Annotated in this window: 16 protein-coding genes and 1 pseudogene; 9 read left to right on the top strand and 8 right to left on the bottom strand. The window is 55.8% G+C overall.

Annotated elements, in window-relative coordinates; genetic code table 11:
- Positions 1–203: 203 nt before the first annotated feature.
- Together QEH53_RS24145 and QEH53_RS05410 are read right to left on the bottom strand one after the other, a co-directional pair.
- Positions 204–413: pseudogene (locus tag QEH53_RS24145) on the bottom strand (VF530 family DNA-binding protein); the annotation flags it as partial.
- A 52-nt stretch (positions 414–465) separates the two neighbouring features.
- Complete coding sequence (locus tag QEH53_RS05410) at positions 466–1,419, bottom strand: aldo/keto reductase (protein ID WP_309022155.1); 954 nt, start codon at positions 1,417–1,419, stop codon at positions 466–468.
- A 148-nt stretch (positions 1,420–1,567) separates the two neighbouring features.
- Here QEH53_RS05410 and QEH53_RS05405 point away from each other — a divergent pair, with 148 nt between their 5' ends.
- The 6 genes from QEH53_RS05405 to QEH53_RS05380 all read left to right on the top strand — a co-directional run bounded on the left by QEH53_RS05405 (position 1,568) and on the right by QEH53_RS05380 (position 10,063).
- On the top strand, positions 1,568–1,912 hold the full coding sequence (locus tag QEH53_RS05405) for a zinc ribbon domain-containing protein YjdM (protein WP_309022122.1): 345 nt from the start codon (positions 1,568–1,570) through the stop codon (positions 1,910–1,912).
- Between the two features lie 195 nt (positions 1,913–2,107).
- On the top strand, positions 2,108–3,961 hold the full coding sequence (locus tag QEH53_RS05400; protein WP_309022121.1) for an ABC transporter ATP-binding protein: 1,854 nt from the start codon (positions 2,108–2,110) through the stop codon (positions 3,959–3,961).
- Complete coding sequence (locus QEH53_RS05395; protein WP_309022120.1) at positions 3,958–5,796, top strand: ABC transporter ATP-binding protein; 1,839 nt, start codon at positions 3,958–3,960, stop codon at positions 5,794–5,796. The genes QEH53_RS05400 and QEH53_RS05395 overlap by 4 nt, the downstream gene beginning before the upstream one ends.
- Positions 5,797–6,349: 553 nt before the next feature.
- Positions 6,350–7,663 carry a trehalase family glycosidase gene (locus QEH53_RS05390; RefSeq protein WP_309022119.1) on the top strand — a complete coding sequence of 438 codons (1,314 nt, stop codon included), beginning with the start codon at positions 6,350–6,352 and terminating at the stop codon, positions 7,661–7,663.
- A gap of 354 nt (positions 7,664–8,017) precedes the next feature.
- On the top strand, positions 8,018–8,479 hold the full coding sequence (locus QEH53_RS05385; protein ID WP_309022118.1) for a hypothetical protein: 462 nt from the start codon (positions 8,018–8,020) through the stop codon (positions 8,477–8,479).
- 321 nt (positions 8,480–8,800) lie between these two features.
- On the top strand, positions 8,801–10,063 hold the full coding sequence (locus QEH53_RS05380) for a peptidylprolyl isomerase (RefSeq protein ID WP_309022117.1): 1,263 nt from the start codon (positions 8,801–8,803) through the stop codon (positions 10,061–10,063).
- 120 nt (positions 10,064–10,183) lie between these two features.
- Here the strand turns inward: QEH53_RS05380 and QEH53_RS05375 are convergent, their stop codons facing one another.
- Entirely contained in the window at positions 10,184–12,628 is a 2,445-nt protein-coding gene (locus QEH53_RS05375; RefSeq protein ID WP_309022116.1) for an ABC transporter permease, read from the bottom strand.
- A gap of 248 nt (positions 12,629–12,876) precedes the next feature.
- Between QEH53_RS05375 and QEH53_RS05370 the strand changes: the two genes are divergently transcribed.
- Complete coding sequence (locus tag QEH53_RS05370) at positions 12,877–13,647, top strand: hypothetical protein (RefSeq protein WP_309022115.1); 771 nt, start codon at positions 12,877–12,879, stop codon at positions 13,645–13,647.
- Here QEH53_RS05370 and QEH53_RS05365 read toward each other — a convergent pair.
- From QEH53_RS05365 to QEH53_RS05350, 4 genes are all read right to left on the bottom strand, one after another.
- Entirely contained in the window at positions 13,644–17,423 is a 3,780-nt protein-coding gene (locus QEH53_RS05365) for a two-component regulator propeller domain-containing protein (protein ID WP_309022114.1), read from the bottom strand. The two genes, QEH53_RS05370 and QEH53_RS05365, sit on opposite strands and share 4 nt — an antisense overlap.
- A gap of 155 nt (positions 17,424–17,578) precedes the next feature.
- Complete coding sequence (locus tag QEH53_RS05360) at positions 17,579–18,763, bottom strand: MFS transporter (RefSeq protein WP_309022113.1); 1,185 nt, start codon at positions 18,761–18,763, stop codon at positions 17,579–17,581.
- Positions 18,764–18,822: 59 nt separating this feature from the next.
- Positions 18,823–19,743 carry a branched-chain amino acid transaminase gene (locus QEH53_RS05355; RefSeq protein ID WP_309022154.1) on the bottom strand — a complete coding sequence of 307 codons (921 nt, stop codon included), beginning with the start codon at positions 19,741–19,743 and terminating at the stop codon, positions 18,823–18,825.
- Between the two features lie 920 nt (positions 19,744–20,663).
- The gene (locus QEH53_RS05350; RefSeq protein WP_309022112.1) at positions 20,664–22,280 is read right to left on the bottom strand and encodes a sigma-70 family RNA polymerase sigma factor; all 1,617 of its coding nucleotides are present in this window, start codon (positions 22,278–22,280) and stop codon (positions 20,664–20,666) included.
- Between the two features lie 196 nt (positions 22,281–22,476).
- On the opposite strand from QEH53_RS05350, the gene QEH53_RS05345 reads away from it, so the two are divergent.
- Both QEH53_RS05345 and QEH53_RS05340 read left to right on the top strand, forming a co-directional pair.
- Positions 22,477–23,049 (top strand): CIA30 family protein, encoded by a 573-nt coding sequence (locus tag QEH53_RS05345; protein ID WP_309022111.1) that lies wholly within the window; start codon positions 22,477–22,479, stop codon positions 23,047–23,049.
- Between the two features lie 95 nt (positions 23,050–23,144).
- The gene (locus QEH53_RS05340; RefSeq protein ID WP_309022110.1) at positions 23,145–24,392 is read left to right on the top strand and encodes an acyltransferase family protein; all 1,248 of its coding nucleotides are present in this window, start codon (positions 23,145–23,147) and stop codon (positions 24,390–24,392) included.
- A gap of 227 nt (positions 24,393–24,619) precedes the next feature.
- On the opposite strand, the gene QEH53_RS05335 is transcribed toward QEH53_RS05340, so the two are convergent.
- Positions 24,620–24,790 carry a hypothetical protein gene (locus QEH53_RS05335; protein ID WP_309022109.1) on the bottom strand — a complete coding sequence of 57 codons (171 nt, stop codon included), beginning with the start codon at positions 24,788–24,790 and terminating at the stop codon, positions 24,620–24,622.
- Positions 24,791–25,007 lie beyond the last annotated feature (217 nt).

The raw sequence follows: 25,007 nt of genomic DNA, 5'->3' as shown, positions 1-25,007 counted from the left end.
TCGGCTTAGCCCTTATCTTAATGCGCTTTCCAACCCCAAAGGCTTCCTTAATCCTCGACGGGGTTGCCTGTCCATGGATTGATCTTCGGCCCCTTAGATTCTCGTGGCTTAAACGGCCGCCGCGAAGGCAACAATGGCTCCTTCCTCGGAGCCGGCTTCTCCTTAGCGACCGGCTTCTTTCGCACCGGAGGCTCCACTCCGATCAACTCCATGTAGGCGATCTCCACCTTGTTCCGAGCCCAAGGCGTCGTGCGCAGGAATTTCAAGCTAGAGTCGAGACTTGGATCGTTGGCGAAGCAGTTGATGGAAATTTTCGACGCTAGCTCTTCCCACCCGTACTTTTCGACCAATTCGGTCAACATGACCTTCAAGGTCTTGCCATGCATCGGGTCCTTCTTTGCGGCTTCGCTCATTCCAAAGCATAAGCCCTCAAAGACCCGCTACCGTCAATCTCCCAATTTCTGGCTAACGCGTGAAGACCGGAGGATTGTTCGGCGGCGGCGGAGTGATTGCATCCTGCCTGTCTAGAACCTCCCCGGACAAGACCGCTTCCGCCCCCTTGACCGCTTCTTCAACCTGAGTCATCGACTTCACGCCCACGATCAGAGAGCTCATCGCTGGTTGAGAGAGAGCCCACGCCAACGCGTACTGCGTCAAGCTCAACCCCTGCTCCTTCGCCAGCTCTTCGGTCGCCTCGATCTTGTCGAAAACCGCGTCCTCCGGCTCTGCCAACCAACTGCTGTCCGCCATGCGAGAACCCGCTGGAGCTTCCGCGCCTCTTCGGTACTTGCCAGTCAGCAACCCACCCTGCAGGGCCTGCCAAGGAGTCACTCCGATGTCATGCTTTCTACAAAATTCCAAATCGTTTTGGTAGTCCCGCCTCAGCAAGCTAAACGGGATCTGCGACGCCACTACCTTCGGCCAATTCCTCTTGTCCGCTAGCCAGAGCAGCTCGCAAAGCTGCCAGGCGAAGTGGTTAGAAACCCCGAAGGCTCGGACCTTGCCCTGACGATAAGCGGTCTCCATCGCGGAGAGCACGGTCTCCAACGGCGTCTGGGCATCCGGCCAATGCACGTGGTAAAGGTCGATGTAGTCCGTCCCCAAGCGCGTCAAACTCGCGTCCAGCTCCCGTAAGATCGTTTTGGCGGTCAGTCCCATGTCATGCGTGCCCTTACCATTCGGAGCGCCACACTTGGTCGCCAGTACCACTTCCTCGCGACGCCCTTTCAGTGCCGCGCCCAAAATATCCTCCGACACGCCGCCGGACGATCCCATGAAACGCGAATACCCCTCGTAGACATTGGCGGTATCGATAAAATTGATACCCAAGTCCATCGCTCCATGCACGATCCGGATCGCGTCCTCCTTCCCCACCGGGGAGCCAAAAGTCATCGTTCCCAAACAAATTGGGGAAACCATCATACCACTCGATCCTAAACGTCTCAATTTCATGCCTGCACCTTCACCCCAAACCACTCCCACGTGCAACCCTAGGGCCACACTTCCAAATTAAAATTGCCCAAATCCAGCGGAGAGCACTTCTTTAAACGACAACTGAACGCCCACTATGACCTTCCCTCACTGCCCACAATGCGACTCCGAGTACGCCTACGAAAACGGCCCCACCCTCGTTTGCCCCGATTGCGGACACGAATGGGTCCCCACCGAGCAGCCTGAGGCCACTGGGGGCGAAACCGAAGCCGCTGTCCTCGACTCCAACGGCAACCCCCTCGCCGACGGGAACACTATTACCCTTATCAAGGATCTCAAAGTCAAAGGCACTCAAAGCGACCTCAAGGCCGGAACCAAGGTCAAAAATATCCGCCTCTGCGACGGAGACCACAACATCGACTGCAAGATCCCCGGCTTCGGCACCATGAAACTCAAATCCGAATTCGTCAAAAAGGCCTAATCTGGAGGGACGGATTCCACCCCGTCAGCAGGGCCCACAAGACCTAAGGGACCACTGAATGTGTCGCTTCGCACGGCGCCAACTGGTTCACAACGCCTTCAAACAAAGCCCCTCCAAAAACATTTTCCTAATTGCTACCGACGCCGTTAGCGTTGAAAAAAACGGACGACCACGCCAACCGCTCCCCGCGAGCCTATGTTACCAAACGCGTCCACCAACTTCCAGCTCATCACCCGGCTCCTGCGGCTCGCCCTGCGCTACCGGGCCGACAGCGTCAAGGTCCTCGTCCTGCAGACCCTACTGCTCGCCCTCGGACTCTCAGGACTCAGCCTCATCGGCTTCGGCATCGACTACATCCGCTTTGCCCTCGCCGACCCCGCCACCGAGCCGACCCTGCCCGCCACCTTCGGCCTCTCCATCCCCACCAGCTGGCCCGCCCTTCACGGCATCTTCCTGATCGCCGGTGGCGTGCTCGCCTTCGCTCTCGTCCGAGCCTTCCTCAACTACAACTACACCATCGCCGTCAATCGCCTCGTCCAAGGCAAACTCGTCGTCGACCTCCGCAGCGAAGTCTACGAACGCCTCCAGCGCCTGAGCTTCCGCTTCTTCGACGCCCACACAACTGGCTCCATCATCACCCGCGTCACCAGCGACGTGCAGTCGGTCCGCATGTTCCTCGACCAAGTCCTCATCCAGGCCTTCATCATGGCCCTCTCGCTGGTCATCTACGTCGCCTACATGCTCTCCCTCCATCCGGGCCTCACCGCCGCCTGCCTCGCCACCACACCCCTGCTCTGGATCATGGCCACTGTATTCTCCCGCCTGATACAGCCGCTCTACGCCACCAACCAAACCCTCGTCGACCGCCTCGTGCAACGCTTCGCCGAAACCGTGCAAAGCATGCAAGTCATCAAGGCTTTCGGTGTCGAAAAACAACAGCAAGCCGCCTTCGAGGCCGACAACGCCGCCATCGGCAAACAACAAGGCGCCATCTTCTGGCGCGTCAGCATCTTCTCACCTTCCGTCGGATTCCTCACCCGGCTAAACATCGCCATCCTCCTCGGCTACGGCGGCTGGCTTGTCATTCACGGACAACTACCGCTCGGCGCTGGACTTGTCGTCTTCGCCGGACTGCTCGAGCAGTTCTCCGCCCAGGTCAACCAAGTCGCCACCATCGTCAACAGCGTGCAGCAATCCATCACCGGAGCCCGCCGCGTATTCGAAATCCTAGACGCCCCCGTCGAGACCAAGTCCGCCCCCGACGCCGTCGCCCGCCCGCGCCTCGACGGAAACCTGCGTTTCGAAAACGTCTCCTTCGCCTTCGACGGCATCGAATCCGTCCTCCACGAGATCGACCTCGAAATCCCCGCCGGGCGCTGCATCGCCATCCTCGGCGCCACCGGAGCGGGCAAATCCGCCCTCATGAGCCTCATCCCGCGCTTCTTCGATCCCACCAGTGGCACCCTCAGCATCGACGGCATCGACGCCCGCCAACTCCGCCTCGAAGACATACGCCGCAACATCGGCATCGTCTTCCAAGAGAGCTTCCTCTTCTCCAACACCATCGCCGCCAACATCGCCTTCGGCCACCCCGACGCCACCGAACAGCAAATCGAAGACGCCGCCCGCATCGCCTCCGCCCACGAGTTCATCACCGCCCTGCCCAAAGGCTACGACACCATCCTCGGCGAAAGCGGAAACACCCTCTCCGGCGGACAACGCCAACGCCTCGCCATCGCCCGCGCCATCCTGCTCGACCCGCCCATACTCCTGCTCGACGACCCCACCGCCGCCATCGACAGCGAAACCGAAAAGGAAATCTTCACCGCCCTCGACCAAGCCACCGCCGGCCGCACCACCCTCCTCGTCGCCCACCGCCTCAGCACCCTGCGTCGAGCCGACGAGATTCTCGTCATGGAGCAAGGCCGCATCGTCCAACGCGGCACCCACGAAGAACTCATCGCCCAGCCCGGTCCCTACCACCGCGTCGCCCAACTGCAGCTCATCGACGGCCCCGGCCTCCCAGAAAACGAAGGGCCCATCGCATGAATCAAGCACCCTCGCCCCGCGGCCAACAACGCTCCCCCCGCGAGCTGGGACTCGTCGTCCGCCAACGCGACGAAGAGCCAGAGGTCGCCGCCAAGCCACTCGAGTGGGGCCTCATCCGCCGCCTCTTCGGCTACACCAAAGCCGTATCCGGAAAACGGAACGCCCTCATCGTCCTCACCTTCATCCGCGCCATCCAGCTCCCCCTCCTGCCTTGGATGGTCGGCTCCATCATCGCCGGCCCCATCACCGACGGAGATTCCAATTTCCTCTTCTGGTCCGTCGCCGCCTACCTCGTCTTCGCCTTCTTCACCGACTTCCTCTTCCACTTCCGCCAACGCTACGCCCAAGAGCTGGGCGAGTCCGTCGTCTCCCAACTGCGCAGCCAAGTCTACGACTCCATGCAGCGCCAGCCCATGTCCTTCTTCCACCGCGTCAAAGTCGGTTCCATCATCGGCCGCATGACGTCCGACGTGCAAACCCTGCGCGTCGGCATCCAAGACGTCTTCTTCGTATCCATCGTCCAAATCGGCCAAATGCTCACCGCCGCCATCCTCATGGCCCTGACCGATCTCACTCTCTTCGGCGTCGTCGCCTGCCTCGCCCCCATCCTCTGGTACCTCAACCAAAAATTCCGCGACCGCCTCAGCGAATACTCCCGCCAAGCCCAAGAAAGCTTCAGCCGCGTCACCGCCAACCTCGCCGAATCCGTCAACGGCATCCGTGTCACCCAAGGCTTCGCCCGCGAAAAGACCAACGCAGGCCTCTTCCGCGAACTCATAGCCGACCACGCCCGCTACAACATCGCCCTCGCCCGCACCTCCGCCGTCCTCATCCCTCTGCTCGAGCTCAACAGCCAATTCTTCATCGCCCTCCTCCTGCTCATCGGCGGCTGGAGCACCCTCGGCGGCGGCATGGAAATGGCCGACCTCATCCGCTTCTTCTTCCTCGCCAACATCTTCTTCGCCCCCATCCAAGTATTGGGAAATCAATACAACCAAGCCCTCATCGCTATGGCCGGAGCCGAGCGTGTCTTCAAGCTCATCGACCGCAAGCCCGACTGGTCCGACCGCCCCGAAGCCACCGACCTCCCTCGCCCCGAAAACCAAACCGGTGTCCGCGTCTCCTTCCGCGACGTCACCTTCAGCTACGTCCCCCAGCAGCCCGTCCTCAGCGGCATCAACTTCGAAGCCGCCCCCGGCCAATCCATCGCCCTCGTCGGCCACACCGGTAGCGGCAAAAGCTCCATCCTCAATCTCGTCACCAAATTCTACCTCGCCGACTCCGGCACCATCGAAATCGACGGCCGCGATATCCACAGCATCACCTCCGAATCCCTGCACCAGCAAATGGGTATGGTCACCCAGCAAAACATCCTCTTCAGCGGCAGCGTGCTCGACAACATCCGCCTCCCCCGCCCCTCAGCCACCGAGGCCGAAGTCCAGCAAGTCCTCGCCGACCTCGACTGCGCCGACCTCCTCTCCAACCTCTCCAACGGCCTCCACACCAGCGTCGGCGAACGCGGCGCCTCCCTCTCCCTCGGCCAGCGCCAGCTCGTCTGCTTCGCCCGAGCCATGCTCGCCAAACCCCGTCTCCTCGTCCTCGACGAAGCCACCAGCTCCATCGACGCCCTCACCGAAGCCCGCCTCCAAAAAGCCATGACCCGCCTCCTCGCCGGCCGCACCAGCTTCGTCGTCGCCCACCGCCTCTCCACCATCCGCGAAGCCTCCCTCGTCCTCGTCATCGACCACGGCAAAATCATCGAACGCGGCACCCACCAACAACTCCTCGCCCAAGACGGCCAATACGCCCGCCTCTACGAACAATTCCTAGCCTAGCATCCCAGCCTCAGGAGGGACCGGTTCTTGCCAAAGGGTGAGCCCAGTCGAATCCCCACCCCGTCCGCAGAGCCCAAATCCCCAAAAAAATCAGGTTCATCACCATTTTGCGGGAAATACCTCTGACCAGACTCAAGCGTAGGGCTGGCGCTCGCGCCACGCCGCGAGGCAAGAAGAAATTCTCCGTTTTGACCGAACAGCAATCTCCACTGCGTTTGGTGATGAACCAAAAAATCCGACCAACACCACTCCCCCTTTTTGTCACTTCTGCATATTGGGGGTTAAACGAAACACAATCAGCTCCCCCTAGCAGTCATCACGTGTCGTCCAAAGCCATTCGGCGTAGGCCGAGACTGCCCTCCACAAAAAGCTCATCAGAGCTTCTCCAATTTTCTCCCAAAAAAAATCCGCGTTCATCTGCGCCAAAGAAAACAATCCCTCGCCCCTCCCCGCGCCCAAAATCGAGCGCCCACCCATCCGGCGCAGACCCTGCTCACCCCAAGCTCGCGACCAACGAAAACCCTCCTATCAAAAACCTGGTCGCGCGCTCCGTATGAAAATCCTCCCAGAAGAAGAAGACGCTCCGCCACCGCCAAAACCCGTCGACCTCGACAAACGCGCCATCGAGATCCTCCGCGAAAACTCATGGGGCGACTACACCCTGCCCACCAAAGGCCTCTACCCCTACCAGTGGAATTGGGACTCCATGTTCGTCGCCCTCGGCTTCTCCGAGATCGACCTCGACCGCGCCTGGACCGAAGTCGAATCCCTCTTCCAAGGCCAATGGAAAAACGGCATGGCCGCCCACATCGTCTTCCGCAAAGATTCCCCCTCCTACTTCCCCGGGCCCAAAGTCTGGCAAGGCACCCACGACGTCGCCACCTCCGGCTGCTCCCAGCCCCCCGTCGCCGCCACCATCGTGCGCGACCTCTACGAGAAAAATCCCGCCCTCGGCGAAGAACGCCTCCGCCGCCTCTTCCCACGCCTCATGCGCTGGCACCGCTGGTTCCACACCATGCGCGTCATCTCCGGAGGTTCCGCCATCGCCGTCACCCACCCATGGGAATCCGGACGCGACAACTCCCCCGACTGGGATGAAGCCCTCGACAACGTCGACCCCACCGGCGTCACCCCCTACCAACGCAAAGACCTCGGCCACGTCGACGCCCACATGCGCCCCACCAACGCCCAATACGACCGCTACATCAAACTCGTCGAATACGGCCGCGACTGCGGATGGGACCACACCCACATCACCCGCGAAGGCCCCTTCGCCGTCGCCGACCCCGGCATCACCTTCATCCTCGCCCGCGCCGACCGAGACCTCCGCGCCCTCGCCCGCTACCTCGGCGCCCGCGACTCCGGCCGCGAAATCGACAAATGGCTCCGCCGCAACCAAATCGCCGCCGACACCCTCTGGAACGAAGAGCTCGGCGCCTACTCCGCCCGCGACCTGCGCACCGGCAAATTCGCCGACGGCGTCTCCTCCGTCGCCTTCCTCTCCTACTACGCCGGCATCACCCGCTCCAAGCGCGACGCCACCCTCCAACGCACCCTCTCCCGCATTCTCGACGCCGCCCCCTACTCAATCCCCTCCTTCGATCCCGCACACCCCAAATTCGACTCCCAACGCTACTGGCGCGGACCCACCTGGGCCATCGTCAACTACCTCATCGCCCGCGGCCTCGCCGAATACGGCTTCCACGAAAAAGCCGAACGCATCCGCCTCGACACCCGAAAAGTCATCCAAGACTCCGGCTTCTACGAATACTTCGACCCCATCACCGGCAAAGGCTCCGGTGGCAACCACTTCACCTGGACCGCCGCCATCTGGCTTGCTTGGGCCTCCCCTATGACCGACAAATGAGCCAAGATTTAACGCGTTCGAATCAGCCTGCCACCTTCCCCGCTGCAGCCTCAGCCGCTGCCTGAAATCGAATATCCGCCTAATTCGTTCCATCGGGAGACGAGCACATACACATCTAGCTAGCTAGAATGTAAACCGGGGCCCGAAAGCTCCCCAAGGGACCAACCAGAGAGAACGCCTCTCGAGTACAAGGAACACACCCCGAGCGATCGCAGCGAAAATCCCCAGCCTACTGTAAAGCAAGCGCCAAAGACGCCACGGGGCCCTCTAATGCAACCTAAGCACCTGCGAAATCCGATCAATTAGCTATCTTCACTAACAGGTGAGATAGCCCCAATTAAACCCACAAAACCCATGGTACAGATTTCCGAAAAATTTCGCCGTCTCCACATCAGCATCGATGCACGTCTCCAGCCGCAAGCCCACGAGAGACGGCAGCTGGAACAACTCTGGCAATCCGGTCGCCTCCACCGCCACCTCGACGCCCTCGAACGCTTCTACAGCGAGAAACGGAGCGAATTTATCGAACTCCTCGAAGATCCAACCGATAACGAAAACCTAGTCGCGATCGCCAAGCTCCTAGTCGTGCAAAACGGCATCGTGGATCGTATTGCCGAGACACTCGACCAGATCCAAGAAATTGAATCTGAGATCTGGATCCAAGGGGAGCTAGGCAACCATGATCGCAACCAAATCGCCGCAGACTGGACTCGCCGATACGCTCGGTCCTGGCGCGAATGGCGCATCAAAGAGTACCTTTTCGCCGTGGAACAAATGCAGCACCGTCTGCCCCAGTGCCTCCAGCTCGCTAGCTAAAAGCGATCCGCCGGGGCGCAATTGACGTGCTATCGACTGAGGTTGCAGTTCTCCGTGACAACATTTTTCGGGTGGTCGGCCATTTTCAACTGGCAAGCCCAGCGGCCAAGCAACTCGGTCACCCATCTGCAATCCTGAAGCCCTTGCGACGCCGTCGCCGCGGATGCTGCGAGAGAACTCACAGGCTATAGGGCCTAGAGACCGTTCCTCCACATACCCAAGAAATCCGCACTTTCCTGAACCCAAAAGAGAAAGAAGCTCGTAAAAAAGGAGTCACCCGCCAAAAACCGGCGACCCAAACACGAACTCCTATCTTACCAAGTGATTTCAAAAAAAGCCCTTTCTGCCGCCCTTAGCCTCTCAATACTGTCCACTGGGCTCGTCGCCACCCCGACCGCTGACGGACTCTACGCCATTTTCGACACGGACAAAGGGACCTTCACCACCCAGCTTTATTTCCAGAAAGCTCCCCTCTCCAGCGCCAATTTCGTTGGGCTAGCCGAAGGCACCCTTCCCCACTACGAAAGCGGCTCCACCAATCCCGTTTACTCCAATTTCTACGACGGTCTCACCTTCCACCGAGCCGTTCCCAGCTTCGTAATTCAAGGGGGAGACCCAGAGGGCGATGGCACTGGCGGTCCAGGCTACGATTGGCCCGACGAAGTCCATCCTGATCTCATCCACGATGCCGAAGGAATCCTCTCCATGGCGAATAGCGGCGCCAATACAAACGGCAGCCAATTCTTCGTCACTCTCGACGCCACTCCCAATCTAGACGGAATCCACAATGTCTTTGGTAAGGTGGTCGAGGGAATCGCGGTCGTCAGAGCCATTGGTATCTTGCCGAACGCAGGCAGTAACAACAACAACTCCTTGAACACTCCGGTGGTAATCAACTCGGTCGACATCCTCCGCATCGGCGAGGCAGCCGAGGCCTTCGATCCGACACTCTACGCGAACCACTTCGATCCTAGCATCCCGCTTTTCGGAAAAGAAGTGCAGAGCGAAATCCAGATCGCAAATACGAGCTCGGAAAAGATCACGGTATCCACGCCCTATGTCCCTCTCAACGAATATAGCGTATTCACAAGCGACGATCTCGATACTTGGACCGAGGTTCAACACGTTCTCCCTTCTATCGATTCAGACGCAGCTGATCCCGCTGTCGACTTGATGCCCGTAAACGGTCCTGAGTTCGTTAGATTCGACACAACCCGGCGTATCGTTTCCGACATGAGTGGCATCATTGACGAAATCCGCATCGAAAGTCCTGACGGGCAAAACACCTTCGTGGAGGTCATAAAAATTGAACCCAGCCTAGTCGGAACCTACAACGCGAACGACTCCACTGACTTTGGCGTGTACCTCGACTGGATCGAAATCAGTGAAACACGCACCCAGTTGCGGGTCCAATTCCCCAGCAACAACCCCTACCAGCCCATCTCCAACGCTATCCAATTCTACCTCGACAGAAGCGAGGGCAACGAAGGCAACGTTTATATCCGTGACGAGAACTCGAGCCTCTCTTTCGCCGGCGATGATATCGTGATCGAAGGTACCTTCACCATCACACCAGCCGATTAGAAGAGATTTTCAGAACCACTTAGTAGCTCGGCTTTACGGATTCCAAGCAGCTTGTTCGTCGAAGAAAACGCATCCTTTCCGAGAAATGATCCGCCTCCTAAATAAACGCCTCACAACGTGTTATTCTTCGCGCATCGCCTCAAGTGGCGACACCCGGGCCGCCTTGCTTGACGGCAGGTAGCTGGCAAAGAAAACCACAACTGCCAGGGCGAGCGCCGTGACCGCCAACACACCAAAATCGTAGGGCACGACATCGTAGAGCACGCTCTTCATGCCGAGTCCCGCAATCCAAGAGACGGCTACTCCCAGCGCGATACCTCCCAACAGTAGGGCTGCGCCCAGCAGCAAGAAACTACGCAACACTTGGCCGGGCTGCGCTCCGATCGCCATGCGGACACCAATTTCGCGAACCCTTTCCCCCACCGCATAAGCCAAAACGCCGTAGGTTCCGATCGCCGCCAAAAGCAGCGCCACCCCCGCAAATATACCCGCTAAGATCGCGGGAGATCGACGAATCAAAAGGCTATCGTCGATTCGATCCTGCAAAAGCCGCACATCGTCTACCGGCAGCTCCGGATCGATCTTCAACACGACCTCCCGTAACGCATCGCTCACCGACTCCGGCAAGACCTGCGTTTGCATCGTAACGTAAAAGAACTGCTGGGGACGCAGCTTGTATGGCATGTAGACCATCCCTTGGGAAACCTCTTCAGTTAGGTCGTTTTGCGTTACCGTCTCCACCACGCCCACGATAGTCATCGCGTTCTCTTCCGTCAGCTCGACATTCGACGCAAGGCGACGTCCCAGAGCGCTTTCTCCCGGCCAATAGCGTTCCACAAACGCCGTATCCACCATACAAACACGCTGCTCGCCTTTCTGGTCCGCTGCACTCAGGTAACGACCTTCCACCAGAGGAATGCCCAAACTCTGCCAATAGTCGCCAAAGCCAAAGCCAACCCAGTGGGCCCGCAGAGATTCTCCGGGTTTCAGTTCCACTCCTTCGACCACTGTGGCGTTGTTGCTCACGTTTCCGCTAAACGGCAGACAATTACTCATGCCCACTTCCGAAACTCCGGGTATGTTCACCAGCTCATTGTGCAGACGCTCAAGGAACGCCTGGCGCGGTTCAGGTTCTGGATACGTTTTCCATGGCAATGAAATGCTGGCCGTCAAAACGTCGTCTGCCGCAAAGCCTGGATCGTTTAGAAGCGCCTTGCGCAAGCTAAGCCCCAACAAGCCCGCACTGACCAGCAACGCGAAAGCTAAGGCGATTTGAACCACGATAAAGCCATGCCGCACACGCTGAGCCCCTCGTGAAACGGTTCCAGTTCGCGACTCAGCCTGCAGGGCCGGCGCCAAGTTCCTGCGGGCATTCAGAGCAACGATCGGCACAGCCAACGCGACTCCCACCAGCAAGGCACCGACAACAGAAACGAGCATAACCCGTCCATCCAGCGAGACATTCGCCCCAAGAGGCAATTGCTCGGAACCCAATGTCTCCAACATTCGTATACCGATTGCGCCTACGGCGATCCCCAGCAACCCGCCAACAACTGCCAGCGTAACTGTCTCCAGAAGCGTTTCCCGAGCCAGATCACGACGCCCCGCGCCGAGCGCTTGGCGCACCGCGGTTTCCTTTGCCCGACCCTTTGCCCGAATCATCAGCAAGTTTACGAGGTTCACACAGCCGATCATCAATAGAGACAAGGCCCCTGCCTGCAGGATCAGTAAAATCGGCTTCGCCTCCCTCACGATCTCCTCGTGCAAGTTTACCACAAACGTTTCAAATCCTGCATTGGTCACCATCTCCGCATGGGGATCCGACTCCAGCATCCGCTCATTGTACCGATTCATCTCGTCTTGAGCCGCTTCCACCGAGACGCCGTCCTTCAAGCGAGCAAACATGCGCACATTATTCGAGTGCCGGCGGTCGACTTCCCGATCTTCCAGATTAGATGCGAGCGGACCAAAGAACTTCGCTTTGCTGTCTAGAAATTCGAAACCCGGGCCCAGCACTCCAACGACTCGATGTGAAAGCCCATCTACCATGATTTCCCGATCGAGCACGTTCGGGTCCCCATTGAAATAATCCTGCCAATACTCGTGGGTCAGGATCGCGACGCTCGAATTCGCGTACAACGTTTGCTCCTCGGTAAAAGTATTACCCATCAGCAGTGGAACTCCCAGGGTCTCGAAAAACTCGACCGAAACCCGATCGCGCCGTACGCGTTGCGGCGATCCCGCTTCACCCACGATCACGCTGCCGCCTTGATAAATCGACAGCGACTCGAACGATTCCATCCCCTCCCGCCGATCGTAGTAATTCGGCAGCGACGCCCCGATCCGCGGGGCGCCCGCTCCGGGATAAGAATTCAACATCGTTACCAGCTGCTCGCTCTTCTCGAAAGGCAAGGCTCTTAGGAGAATAGCGTCGATCACGGCAAACATCGCCACGTTGGCGCCGATACAGAGAGCTAAGGTCAGCAGGACAGTGGCAGAGAAACCACGCTCGCGTTTCAAACGGCGTAGACACTGGCGGAAGGCAGGGAGGGCGAAGGAAGTCACGACATAGGAAACCCCACTCCTTAATATGCGTTACAAAAAAATTCGGTTTAGTTCGCAAATGTCCGACAGAGCCGAACTTCCTCCGAGGCGCTAGCCTCTAAACTCCCCGGGCCGAGTGGTGCTCACCTAAACCATGTAGTTAAGAATTCGACCTCCATTGCGACTACATCCCAGTTCGGCTAGGCGATATTGCCTCATAGTCTACAAGTAGGACGCGATAAGGCGTTATCCGTGCTGCCTTCTAATCCGTGAATCTCTTCCTTTTACAGAAACTCTTTTCCGCTCGCCTACACCTTGCCCTCGGCATGCTCATGCTAATCTTGCAGCGAAGCCCGATCGTCAAGATGATCGCCTACACGAAACACTTGCAGCCAAATGCTCCTGTTGTCCGAATCATACAGTCCATCGCCATCCCTGCCGCCACCCTCGCAGCTCCACACGCTGTATCCGGAGCCAGCACATCTTCCTACGACGTTGAATACATTAACACTCCAGAGCTAAAGGTCGGCGTCGAGGCAGTCATAAAGTTCTCAAATACCATCACTCCAAGATCTTGGACTATCGAAGGAAATCTCCCTCCTGGAATGCGCGTCACCGATCTCCGCTTGCGAAAAAGCGCCGTGAACGGGGTGATCACCGCCGACATAGGAATCATCACGGGCACCCCTAACCAAGCTGGAACCTACGACCTCGTGCTCACCCCTTGGTCAAACGTAGACGGTACCGGCGACACGGCGCCCGAGCCCGAGCCCGGCGCCCTCCGCATAAAACTGACTGTTCTTCCCGACCAAACGACTCCTCTTGTCGCTCCCGTTATCGTATTCAAAAAGCAAAACAATACCCTCACCTTGAACTGGGATGCAACCGCAGCCGACGGTTTCAGCCTGAAAGAGTCTTACGATTTGGGAACCTGGTTACCTATCAACCAGGAGCCTACGATAAGCGATGGCGACGCTAGTATAATATTTCCTCTGACAAGCTCAGTCTCGGTTTTTTATCGGTTGGAGCCTGAAAGCTAAGCCGACACGTATTGCGAAAGCATGCGAAACAGATCCTTCGCCACGAACGGCTTGGCGAGGAATCCATCGAAATTTTCGGCCATTATACCGTCCCTCTCTGAACGCTGAGCATAAGCAGTCAGCGCAATAACAGGGATGGTAGGATCCTTCTCCTTTATTAATCTACAGGCTTCTAAGCCATCCATAACCGGCATTTTGATATCCATCAACACGGCAAAGCGATCGGGCCGCTCTAGGTTGAATACAATATCAACTGCCTCCTGTCCGTTATGAGCCCGCAAGATCTTTACGTTCTGCTTTTTGAGAACCGTCTCCACGAGCATGAAGTTCGTGGCTTCGTCCTCCGCGACCACTACCAACAGACCATCCAAGGAAACTTCGTCCGCCTCTCTTTCCTGTAGAATTTTTGTTCGATCTTCAGATGTACCCAAAGGCAATGAAAACGAGAATGTCGTCCCCACTCCTACTTCGGATTCCACGCTCAACTCACCTCCCATCAAGCGCACCAGATTACTACAAATACTGAGCCCTATTCCAGTTCCTCTATACAAACGTTGGTTTGAACGTTCCACTTTGAAAAAAGGATCGAATATACGCCGTAAATCTTCTTCCTCTATACCTGTCCCTGTATCACTTACGCTAAAGGCCACGTGGTCGCCTGCAAGATCGCCGCGCAGCTTGATGCTGCCCTCGTCCGTGTATTTGCACGCATTGGTCAAGAGGTTGTTTAACACCTGCATCAAACGAACTCTATCCACCTTCATATGAAGACTCCGTTCCGAGTACGGATCACCTACGTCAACCACCACGCCTTCAGCAGCTTGTAAGCGATGTATTGCTCCCATCTCAGCCAAAACTTCTCCCACGTTTACGATCTCGCTCCTGAGCTCGATCTGGTTCGACTCGATTAGCGAGATATCCAGTATGTCATTTATCAATACAAGAAGCGCATTGCCGTTTTCTTGGATAATTTCCACGTACTTTCGCTTCTCCTCCTTTTCCGCATCATCGATTTGCTCGAGCAAGGAGGAGAATCCAATGATAGCGTTCATCGGCGTGCGAATCTCATGACTCATGTTGGCTAAGAAAGAGGATTTCAACTGATCGGACTCCTCCGCCTTTTCCTTCGCAGACTCGAGCTCCTTGGTTCGCTCGAATACGAGTTCCTCCAATTTCTCGCGGTGTCCCACCAATTCCGTATTCTGCATCGCAACCTCTTCTTTACTTTCCGCTAGCTTGAGGGTCGCCGCCTCAAGCTCAGCGGTACGTTGCTTGACCCTCTCTTCGAGTTCCTGCCGCCGACGGCTCAAGTAGGCAAAGCGCAACCGGTATGCAAGCACGACCGAAAGCACCAGCAATAACACAACCAATATACGAAACCAACTCGTCAACCACCAAGGCGGCGAAATGTATATTTCCAATCTGCGAATCTCTTCAGACCAAACCCCATCATTGTTCGATCCCATCACAAAGAAAGTATAATTCCCGGGATCGATCTGAGTGTAAGTAGCGACACCGACGGTTCCAGCGTCAATCCAATCACGATCGTATCCAGATAGCTTATACCGATATCTATTCATCTCAGGATTAAGATAGTTTAGAGCCGCAAATTTGATTATAAAGTTCGCTCGAGAGTGCGGCAGCTCAACTCTTTGAGTAGCATTCAGAATACCGCCGTACGGCTGGTAGGAGAGAAGTTCATCTGGCGATGTCTCCAACAACAAAAGTTCGCTCAACGCGATTGGAGGAGGGACCTCGTTGAAGGCTACTTCCTCTGGACGAAAACGAACCAGTCCGTTGGGCCCTCCAAAGTAAAAATAACCATCCATCCCTCTCACAGCGGAGCGTGGATTGAAGTTCTCCGACGGCAATCCTTCGGAGTAGGCTATGTTCCGAAAGCGAGCATTCGGCAAGTTCGTCACCGCGTTTTCGAATTTCGATAAACCGTTGCTGGTGCTGATCCAAAGACTGCCAAGGTCGTCCTCCAAAATCGCTTGTATCGAGTTCGAAGGCAGGCCGTCCGCGGTACTGAAATGCCGATACCTCCCCGTCTCCAAATCCAAGATCTCCAAGCCCGCCGAAGTAGCCACCCAGATCCGACCTGTCTGGTCCTGATGCAGTTGAGTTACGTAGCCGCCACCATTTCCGTTATTTGCTAGGGCGCGGTGAGGGTAGTGGTGAAAAACTCCCGTGTCCACGTCCATAAGGTCTAAGTCGAAGCTGGCCCCAACCAGCAGTTTCCCATCTCCTAGAGGAAGGATATCGCTAACATCGTTGTCACCGAGAGAGTTCGGATCGTTCGGGTCGTTCATGAAGCGATCAAAACGCCGCCGGTCGTAGTCGAAGCGACTCAAACCGCCCCCTAAGCAACCCACCCAAAGGTCGCCTCTAGGATCCGACTCGATAGCGTAAACATTGGCTCCACCCAGGGAATACGGGCTATCCGATGGTTCGAACCGTTCAAAGGTCTGCGTTTCCTCATCCAACCGACTCAAACCCGTCGTCCAGCCTCCCACCCAAAGGTTTCCTCGCCTATCCTTGTGAATAGCGAACACCGAGTCTCCACCAAGCGTCCTCTCATCCCCCACAATGCTTTTGTAAAAGCTCACCTCTCCCGTCGATTTGCGAACACGTTCCAATCCGGAGTTCGTCCCTATCCAAAACGAGTCCTCTTCGTCTAAGAACGCGTTAGCCGCCTCATCAAACAACGGGATCACTCCGTCCGTCCCTTTCTGCACAATCTCCAGATTCTTCCCACGCTTCGAGAAATGGTTAACTCCCTTGCCGTAAGTGCCGATCCATATGTCTCCCAGTCGATCTTCGTAGAGGCAAAAAAGCGAATCACTCGCCAAACTCCATGGATTGTTCGCATTCCTAAAATCTCTAATCACCGGGAGCTCTCCAGTTCCATCGTAGTCGTCTAGCACTACGCGGCAAAGGCCGCCATTGCTCCCCAAGGCCAACCAAAGTATGTTGTCCCTATCCACGAGGGCACGCACACCCTGCCCAGCGAACCTCTGCACAAATCGCCAAGAACCATCCTCAGCGTGGTAAGCTTGCTCCAGTCCCCCTTTCCCCGTGGCCATCCACATCCGCCCTTGCCGGTCTTCGACTACTCTCAATATATCATTGGAGGTCAACTTACGATCCCCTCTGCCCACATCCTGGTAGTTTTCAAAAACTCCCGTAGCTGGATCATGGATACTAAGACCTCTTTTCGTCCCAATCCAAATCTCTCCGTTACTTCGCTCGAAAACGCAGTTCACGTAATCATGAGCAATAGTCCCAGATTCGGCATTTCCCGACTGATACCGCTGCACCTCCTCAGTCTTTCCGTCGCACCAGACCAGACCACTATCGGTGCTGAACCAAAAATCGCCGCGACTATCCTCGTAAGCGTGAAGAACCGCTTGGAACCCTGCATTCTCAAAAAAACGGAAGCTTCCTGAATCGAGCTCAAAAATGTATAACCCTCCATCGGTCGCTACCCAAAAGCTGTCAGCATCGCGCTTGATCACCTCGTTCACGGCTACGTTGAGCTGGACTCCCTCCGATCCTAGTAGACGGAACGATCGTATCTCACGTCCATCGTAGCGATCCAAGCTGTCGCTCGTTCCAATCCATAGCATCCCAGAATCGTCTTGGAAAAAGCAGCGGACCCAATTGTGCGATAACCCTCTACCGCTATCAAAATGGGAGAGACGCAGCTCCCCGGAGCCATAAAGGACGAACGACAACCAGAGGAATAAACTGATTCGGACGATTGATTTGAGCACAACGAAAGGAAGGTACCGTTTTCTACGCCCAGCGAGACAGATCTTCAACACCTTGCAGGTTTAACGGCGAAATATGCAGGGATTACAGAACTGGAAACGCAATTTCACTTAAGTCATAGTCAAAAACCAGAGCTATCTCTGCCGCTATAAGATTCCTAAGCGCCTTTTCGACGCTCCGCCAACAAGACGAGCACCATTAGACACAGGTAGAACGGCACGATCCAAAAGCTCGCCCTCAAGCCCAACCAATCTCCGACTGCCCCCATCGTCCAAGAAACCGATGCGAAACCGGCAATTCCCCCACAGGAAAGCAGAATGAAGGCGCTCGTCGCATCGCAGCACATTCGGTCCACAGCGTAAGACTGCAAGCTCGGCCAAAAACACGCCATCGCCACGCCTGCCAAAAGCAGAGCAAGGTAGGCCCACTCGATCGAATCCAACAACGGAAAACCGAGACTGACGCCGACACCTCCCAAAGCCGACCAAAGCAACAGCGCCCAAAGCCGTTCCTGCGGCACTAACCACGCGAATAAAAGACGTCCTAAGATCATCCCACCCGCAAACAGTGCAACCCCCACTCCGGCTGCAAGTGGAGCCGCCCCAAATTCGATCTGTATCAAGCTTGCGCTCCAGAAGGTGAAGGCCCCTTCCGACGCGCCCCCCAAAAACATCAAAGCCGTAAACACCCAAAAACGACGGCGCCGCAAAATCGCTCGCTTATTCGCGAATACCTGTCCCAAGCTTCCGGCTCGCCTCTTCTCTTCTCCCTGCCCCAGCCAAAGGAAAACCGACCCGGAGAATAAGCTTACACACCCAAGAAACGGTAGCACAGAGCGCCAGGAAACATCTCTGTTCAACGCGTCCCCTGTGCCCAGCATCGTTGCTAGCACCCCGATCGACCAAAAGGCGTTGACGAGGTTCAAATAACGCCCCGAGTCTTTGGGATGCAGTTCCTGCACCAAAGGATTAATCAAGGCCTCGACCACGCCTCCTCCTAAGCCCAGCAGAGCCACCGCAAGCAGCAAAGCCCCGAAAAAGGGTGCCATCCCGTAAGCGAACATTCCAATGCCAAGAAGGATACACCCAAATCCGATCGAACGTGCCTTTCCGAAACGGGCGGCTATGAAACCGCTCAGCAAGAGCGTAACCAAAACGAGGATACCTCTAAGCGCCTCCAATCCTCCCGCTTGCCCCAAAGACAAGCCCAGTTCCTCAGTGATAGCGACGAGGCAGATGGGAATAGCCGTCACGCTGGAGGCGTAAGCAAGAAATCCCGCCATAGAGGCGTAGTCCAAAGGGAAAAACGAAATGCTGCTAACCTTCTCCGACCGCTCTTCCATGGGCGACGAGCATGGCCAGCCGCAGTGTCAGAGCAAACAAGAAAGAAACCGCCGGAGGCCTAGGACTTGACTAGCTCCAACCAACCCTGCGTATCTTCTGTCGATCCGTCAAAGAGCCCAAAAAACGCGTTCTGTAGTTGCTCCGTAATGACGCCTCGCTTGCCGCTTCCTACGGATAATCCATCAACAGATCTTATGGCAGCTATTTCTGTCGCTGTGCCGGTCATAAATACTTCGTCGGCCACATAGAGAAGCTCGCGCGGTAAACTCTCCTCGCGCACTGCATACCCGAGTCGTTGCGCCAGATCGATCGTAATGCTTCGCGTGATACCCGGCAAAATCGCCGCGGTGATCGGCGGCGTGAACAGCACACCATCGCGCACCACGAAAATGTTCTCACCCGCCCCTTCACTCAGGTGTCCCGATGCGTCGAGCCCGATCCCCTCCGTGTATCCATGCCTGTGGGCTTCCATAGTAATGAGCTGCGAAGAAAGGTAGTTGCCACCCGCTTTCGCCATCGTCGGCAAGGTATTGGGCGCCACGCGGGTCCAGCTCGAAACCCCCACATCCACACCGCTCTCCAGAGCGTCTTCACCCAAATAGGCGCCCCATGGGAAGGCCGCCACGGTAACCTCCACCGGATCTGCGTTTCCGTAAACTGTGATAGGGCCGTAGCCACGGAACGCCAAAGGCCGCACGTAAGCGGATTTCAGCTTATTCGCGGTGATCACCTCGTGGCAAATCCGGGTCAGCTCCTCCTGTCCGAACGGCATCGTCATTCGATAGATTCGAGCAGAGTCGTAGAATCGTTTCAGGTGTCTTCCCAAACAAAGGTAGGCTGGTCCCTCCATTGTATCGTAAACGCGGATACCCTCAAAAACAGAAGATCCATAGTGCAGGGCATGCGTCATCACGTGCACTGTCGCATCCTTCCACTTTATGAGCTTTCCCCCGTGCCAAATAAATTCCGTTTCTTCCATGGCAGACTTCTCGCCCCTGCCCTTTAAGAAGTCAAACTTGCCTGAACCCTCTTCCAAACGGAAACACAGCATCGAAACGCAGGGGAGTTACGGGCATAAAAAAAGCCCGCCCAAGCTAAGCTTGGCGCGAGCTAATTTGACAGCAGGAGTACCCCTACTCCTTTGACGCTGTCTAGTATATTTATACCCCAAAAATTCTGTAGCGAAGAATCTCTTCGCATCGGTATTCCTCTCGGTTGTCCGATGGAAGAACTATACGGTATTCCAGCCATAATGTGAAATACTTAGAACCACTATCACCTATAGTAAAAACCTATAGCTTACGATCAATTTTCATAAAGCACTTATACTGAATACCTTTTCAGTCCTGGAAAGCGAACATTCCCCGCCTACTGACTTTTATTTTTACAAATCAAGGTGACTTCGATTTGCTCGAAACGGATCGACATTCGGGTAAATCGAATCGAAGGGTCGATTTCCACAGCATCTAGACACAAGAACGAGCACTCTCAATCCGCGAAAGCAATGGGAGTAAGCAAGTCGCGATTTAGAGAGACATCGTTCGCTGCCCATGGCGTAGCTCTGCGTCTACGGGAGGAATTTGGAAAAAACAAAAGCCCGCCAGAGCTAAGCTCTGTGCGGGCCTCTTTGACAGCAGGAGTACCCCTACTCCTATATCGCTGTCGTGTATGTTTTATACCCCAAAAATCTGTAACGAAGCCTGGCTTCGTATCGGTTGTGCCTCTCGGTTGGCCGATAGGAGAACTATACGATAAACCTGCTATAATTGGAAATACTTCATTCCACTAGTAATCATAGGCATCTCCTATACTGTAGCGTTCAGGTTTTAACTCGCTGATTTCCTGCATCTTACCTTGAATAAGGTCTAGAATCATCACGCGAAAAAAGCGAAATTTCCGTCATTGTTTCCCGAAACGCTGTCGCACTGCCTTCGCGTAGAACACGACTGGAACGATAACCAGCACCGCGATCAGACCGAGAGCGCCAACGTAGCTTGCCTCCAGTGAGGCTAAACGTGTCAATTCTACCGCAGCTTCGTTATTCGCTTCCGCGGCGAAAGCCACTTTGCCTATGGCCGCTTCACTCGCTACCGCGAAACCGCCCGAGAACGCCGTGTCGCCACCGAGAGCCGACAAGCTTGCATAGGCGTTCCAGCCGACAGCGGACGAACCAAACGCCACCACTCCCCAGGCAACCATTCCCAGACCGACTAAACCAAAACTTATCGATCCCACACTCAACAAACCGATTGAAATGATTCCCACGCTCACGGGAGCCACTGCAAAGCCGCCCCAAGCGAACAACAACCCGTAGGCCTTCTCGCCGGCTGCGATCCAGCCAAACACCGGTTTGTCGCCGTCCTCTGCGATTGCGAATCGAATATGCACCAGAGGTGCACCGAAAAGTTTCCAGCGGCTTTTGTAATCTCGTCCCTTGGCCTCCTTCTGGTCCCGCTCATCCATAAATTTCTCCGGGTGGGCTTTACGCTCTTCGCGACGCAAGCTGAGCGAGTATTTAAACATTCTATACGTCATCACGCAATAGGCCACCGTCGCGGCAAAAACGAGTATATGAATCCCAGCTGCGTAGTATCCACTGTATTCATACGACTCCAAAGCAAGATACAGCATTAGGTATCCGCCGCCGATCAGGACTCCAGCTACTCCGAAAAAGGATGCCGTCGTACGAATCACGTTTTGCCGTTCTCGCAGCGTTCGCGATTGGTCTAGGCTAGCTCTCACGGCAAAAAAGCTGCTGATCACTCCGGAGAACGTTCCGAGAAAAGTGACGACGCTCGCCCACTTTGCCCAGACTCCCAACTTCGCAGCGACTACTCCAGCGCCAGCAGCCTTGGCAGGTGGTGCGAGCGCGGGAAGGGCAGCCAGTACTCCCATTGTGAATACACGACTCGGCGAGCTGCGAACCAGCGAATCTTCCACAAAGCCCATCATGCGTTCCTGCAACATCTTGCGACCTCGAGAGAGGCGCTGCTTTACCGCGCTTTCCGACAAGTCTAGCTCGTAGGCTACGTGCTCGATCGATTGATGCTCGCGGTAATAGAGAACCAAAGGTTCGCGATAATTCTCAGGCACCTTTTCCAATGCCTTCCAAAGCAGTGCCTGCTCTTCTTCTTTCATCGTTGTTTCTTCAACCCCTTCGTCTTCCGATTCCATGCTTTCCAACTCGCCACCCGTTTCTGACTCATACACGGGCTGCCTCGCGTGCTTGCGCCGCCAGTGGCTAATCTTGAAACGCAAGATTCCACATAACCAGGACTTTAGTTTCTCCGGTTCGCGCAAGGTACTCAGCTTTTTCCAAGCCTCCAAAAACGCTTCCTGAGCTACATCCTCGCTAGCGCTCAAGCTTCCGAGCGACGAGTACGCCACCGAGCACAGCAGGCTTTGGTAGCGGGTAACGATTTTACCAAACGCTTGCCGGTCTCCACCGAGGCAAGCGACGACCAATGACGCGTCACTGGTATCTATATACGTTGGGTTTTCCTTTTCTTTATTCATGGGCTTCGGAAGACAAGTGCCCGGCACCACCAGGAAGGTGACAGGAAATCCGAAAAAAACAAAACCTCTCCGCTTTCCGCAGAAATAAGCAAAAAAATGTCACCTCCTTTCGCCTCCCGGGCACTTACCCAGTGAACATCAAAAGCTCCCAGCGAAAGCGACGAGCGTAACAAAATATCTAAGAAGCACCTCTACTATGAATTCACTGAAAAAGCTTATCGCCACCTTAAGCCTCGTTGCCACCGCAGCGACCGCAAGCGCAGCTCCGCAGCTCGTCGACGACTTCAGCAACCCCGACGCCAACAGCCTCGGACTACCGCGTCTCTTCGCCGACGACTCCTCGGCCGGCGGAAAGACTACCACCGACTACCTAGTCAGCGAGGGAACCCTCGAGGCTAAAGGCGACATCCAGCCACCCCGCGGTCAACCCGGCTGGGCCAGCACCGTTTTCCTCCTCGAGGCCACCGGACAGCCGCAAGACCTCAGCGAATACGAAGGCATCCAGTTAAAGATTCGCATCGAGAAAGGAAACCTATCGATCTCCGCGAACAGTTCCGAAATCACCAACTTCGACTACCACGCCGCCCCCATCGCACGCAAAGCAGGCGACACGTTCCAAGAGGTCAAAGTGCCCTTTGCTTCCATGCGCCGAGCTTGGTCTGAACAAACCGAACTCAATACCGAGACCATCGCCAGCCTCAGTCTCATCGCCTACGATATGCAACCCGGCTCCTTCGCCTTCGAAGTCGAAGAAATCGGCTTCTATTGAATTTAATTGTTATTAAATTACACAATTCTCCAATTGAGGGAAGCGGCGTTCTGCCGCAATTCAGAGCCGCTTCCCCACCCACCCCAACTCACGCCATGCAAACACCTCCCGCCAACTACCGGCTCTACCACCTCGATGCCGTGAGGGCCTTCGCCCTCATCCTCGGCATCGTCTTCCACGCCAGCCTTTCCTTCACTCCGATTTTCATCGGGTGGGCGGTGATGGACGTATCGACGAGCTCATTCATCTCGGTCTTCATGCTGATCAGCCACTCCTTCCGCATGGAGCTCTTTTTCCTGATCGCTGGGTTCTTCAGCCACATGACCTTCCACAAAGGCGGCTTCTCCTCATTCGCCCAATCACGAATCGTTCGCATTGGCATCCCCTTCGTTATTGGCTGGTTCATCCTCCGTCCTCTATTGGTAAGCGGCTGGGTCATGGGAGCAGCAAGCCTCCAAGGAGATGTCAACATACTCGAAGGCTTCAAGTATGGTTTCCAAACACTGAATACACTCCCCGCAGGCATATTGGTCGGAACGCATCTCTGGTTCCTCTACTACCTGCTCGTCATCACCGCCGCCACCTTGGCAATCCGCAGCTTCATAGAGCTCATCCCAACTGCATACGGCTATGCTACCACGCTAACAGACGGCGTAACACGATGGCTCGCCCACTCCAAGCTGGCTCTTCTCCTTCTCTCAGCACCCATCGCTTGCGGACTCTGGTTCATGAGTCATTGGGGAATGGATACACCAGACAAGTCACTTCTACCCCACCTGCCAACCTTCGCTATCTACGGCGGCTTCTTCGCCTTCGGTTGGACCCTGCACCGCCAAGCGGAATTGCTCGACAGCCTCTGCCGATTTAGCTGGGTCCGAGCGTTCAATTGCCTGGGCAGCATCGCTACCATCATCGCTTTTTCGGAATTTGAAAGGGAATACACCCACGAGTTCTACACCCTTTTCCACGTCGGCTTTATATATGCCTACGCTTACACCATGCTTAGCCTTGTTTTTCTTTCCATCGGACTTTTCAAGAAATTTTGCCACCGCCCTAATAGCGTTGTGCGCTACATCGCCGACGCCTCTTACTGGCTCTACCTCGTGCACTTGCCAATTGTAGTCTGGCTGCAGGTTGCCTTCGCTGAGCTTCCCTATCACTGGTCCATCAAGCTCACCGCCATCTCTTTGATCACCATCGGAGGTTCCCTCTTCATCTACGACCTCCTGATCCGCCCCACGTTCGTCGGCAAGATCCTCAACGGCAGGAGGAAACCATCCTATCTCCTGGGAAGGGTTCCCGGCAAACTCACCAGAATAAATAGCTCGAGGATACCGTCCTGAATCTTCCTGGCCCTGTGTCCGCGAAGTTAGCCTACCCACTATAGTAGCAAAAAGCCCGCCTGAGCTAAGCTCAGCGCGGGCTTCTCTTTGATAACGGGACTACCCCTAATCCCTGTGTGCTATCTATTTTGTGTGTTACCCCAAAAAACTGTGTGTGTCAGTGGCGCGGCTCGTCTTCAGGTCCTGTACCTATCGACGGAACTCGAGACGCCTTCCCGACGAGCGGCTTAGTAAGCGCGCTTCTTGGTCTCAAGGGCGCCCATTGCGGCGAGCCCTGCTCCTACTGCAACCACAGCGGCCATGATTCCCAGGTTGGGTATGACGACTGCTGCGAGTCCGATCACCGCGGCGGTGGCGACGGTGGCTTCAATCAACTGTGTCTTATTTACTGTATTCATCTTATCTTCTTTCTGTTTCTGAACACACTATACGGGATTTCGGCTATAATGTGAAATACTTGTTGTCTCTACATTTTATAGTCTTTGCCTATGACTTCGACCTAAAGCCCCATCCTCCAACCTACGGAATTCGGAAGCTCATTTCCATGAAATCCAAGGAGTAGCTCCTTCGTAAGGCCATGTGCACCAGAGCCGTGCGCTCTCCATAGGCAACACT

Source organism: Pelagicoccus sp. SDUM812002 (assembly GCF_031127835.1).
In the GTDB taxonomy this organism is placed as follows: Bacteria; Verrucomicrobiota; Verrucomicrobiia; order Opitutales; family Opitutaceae; genus Pelagicoccus.
This window is presented reverse-complemented; position numbering and strand designations above follow the sequence as displayed.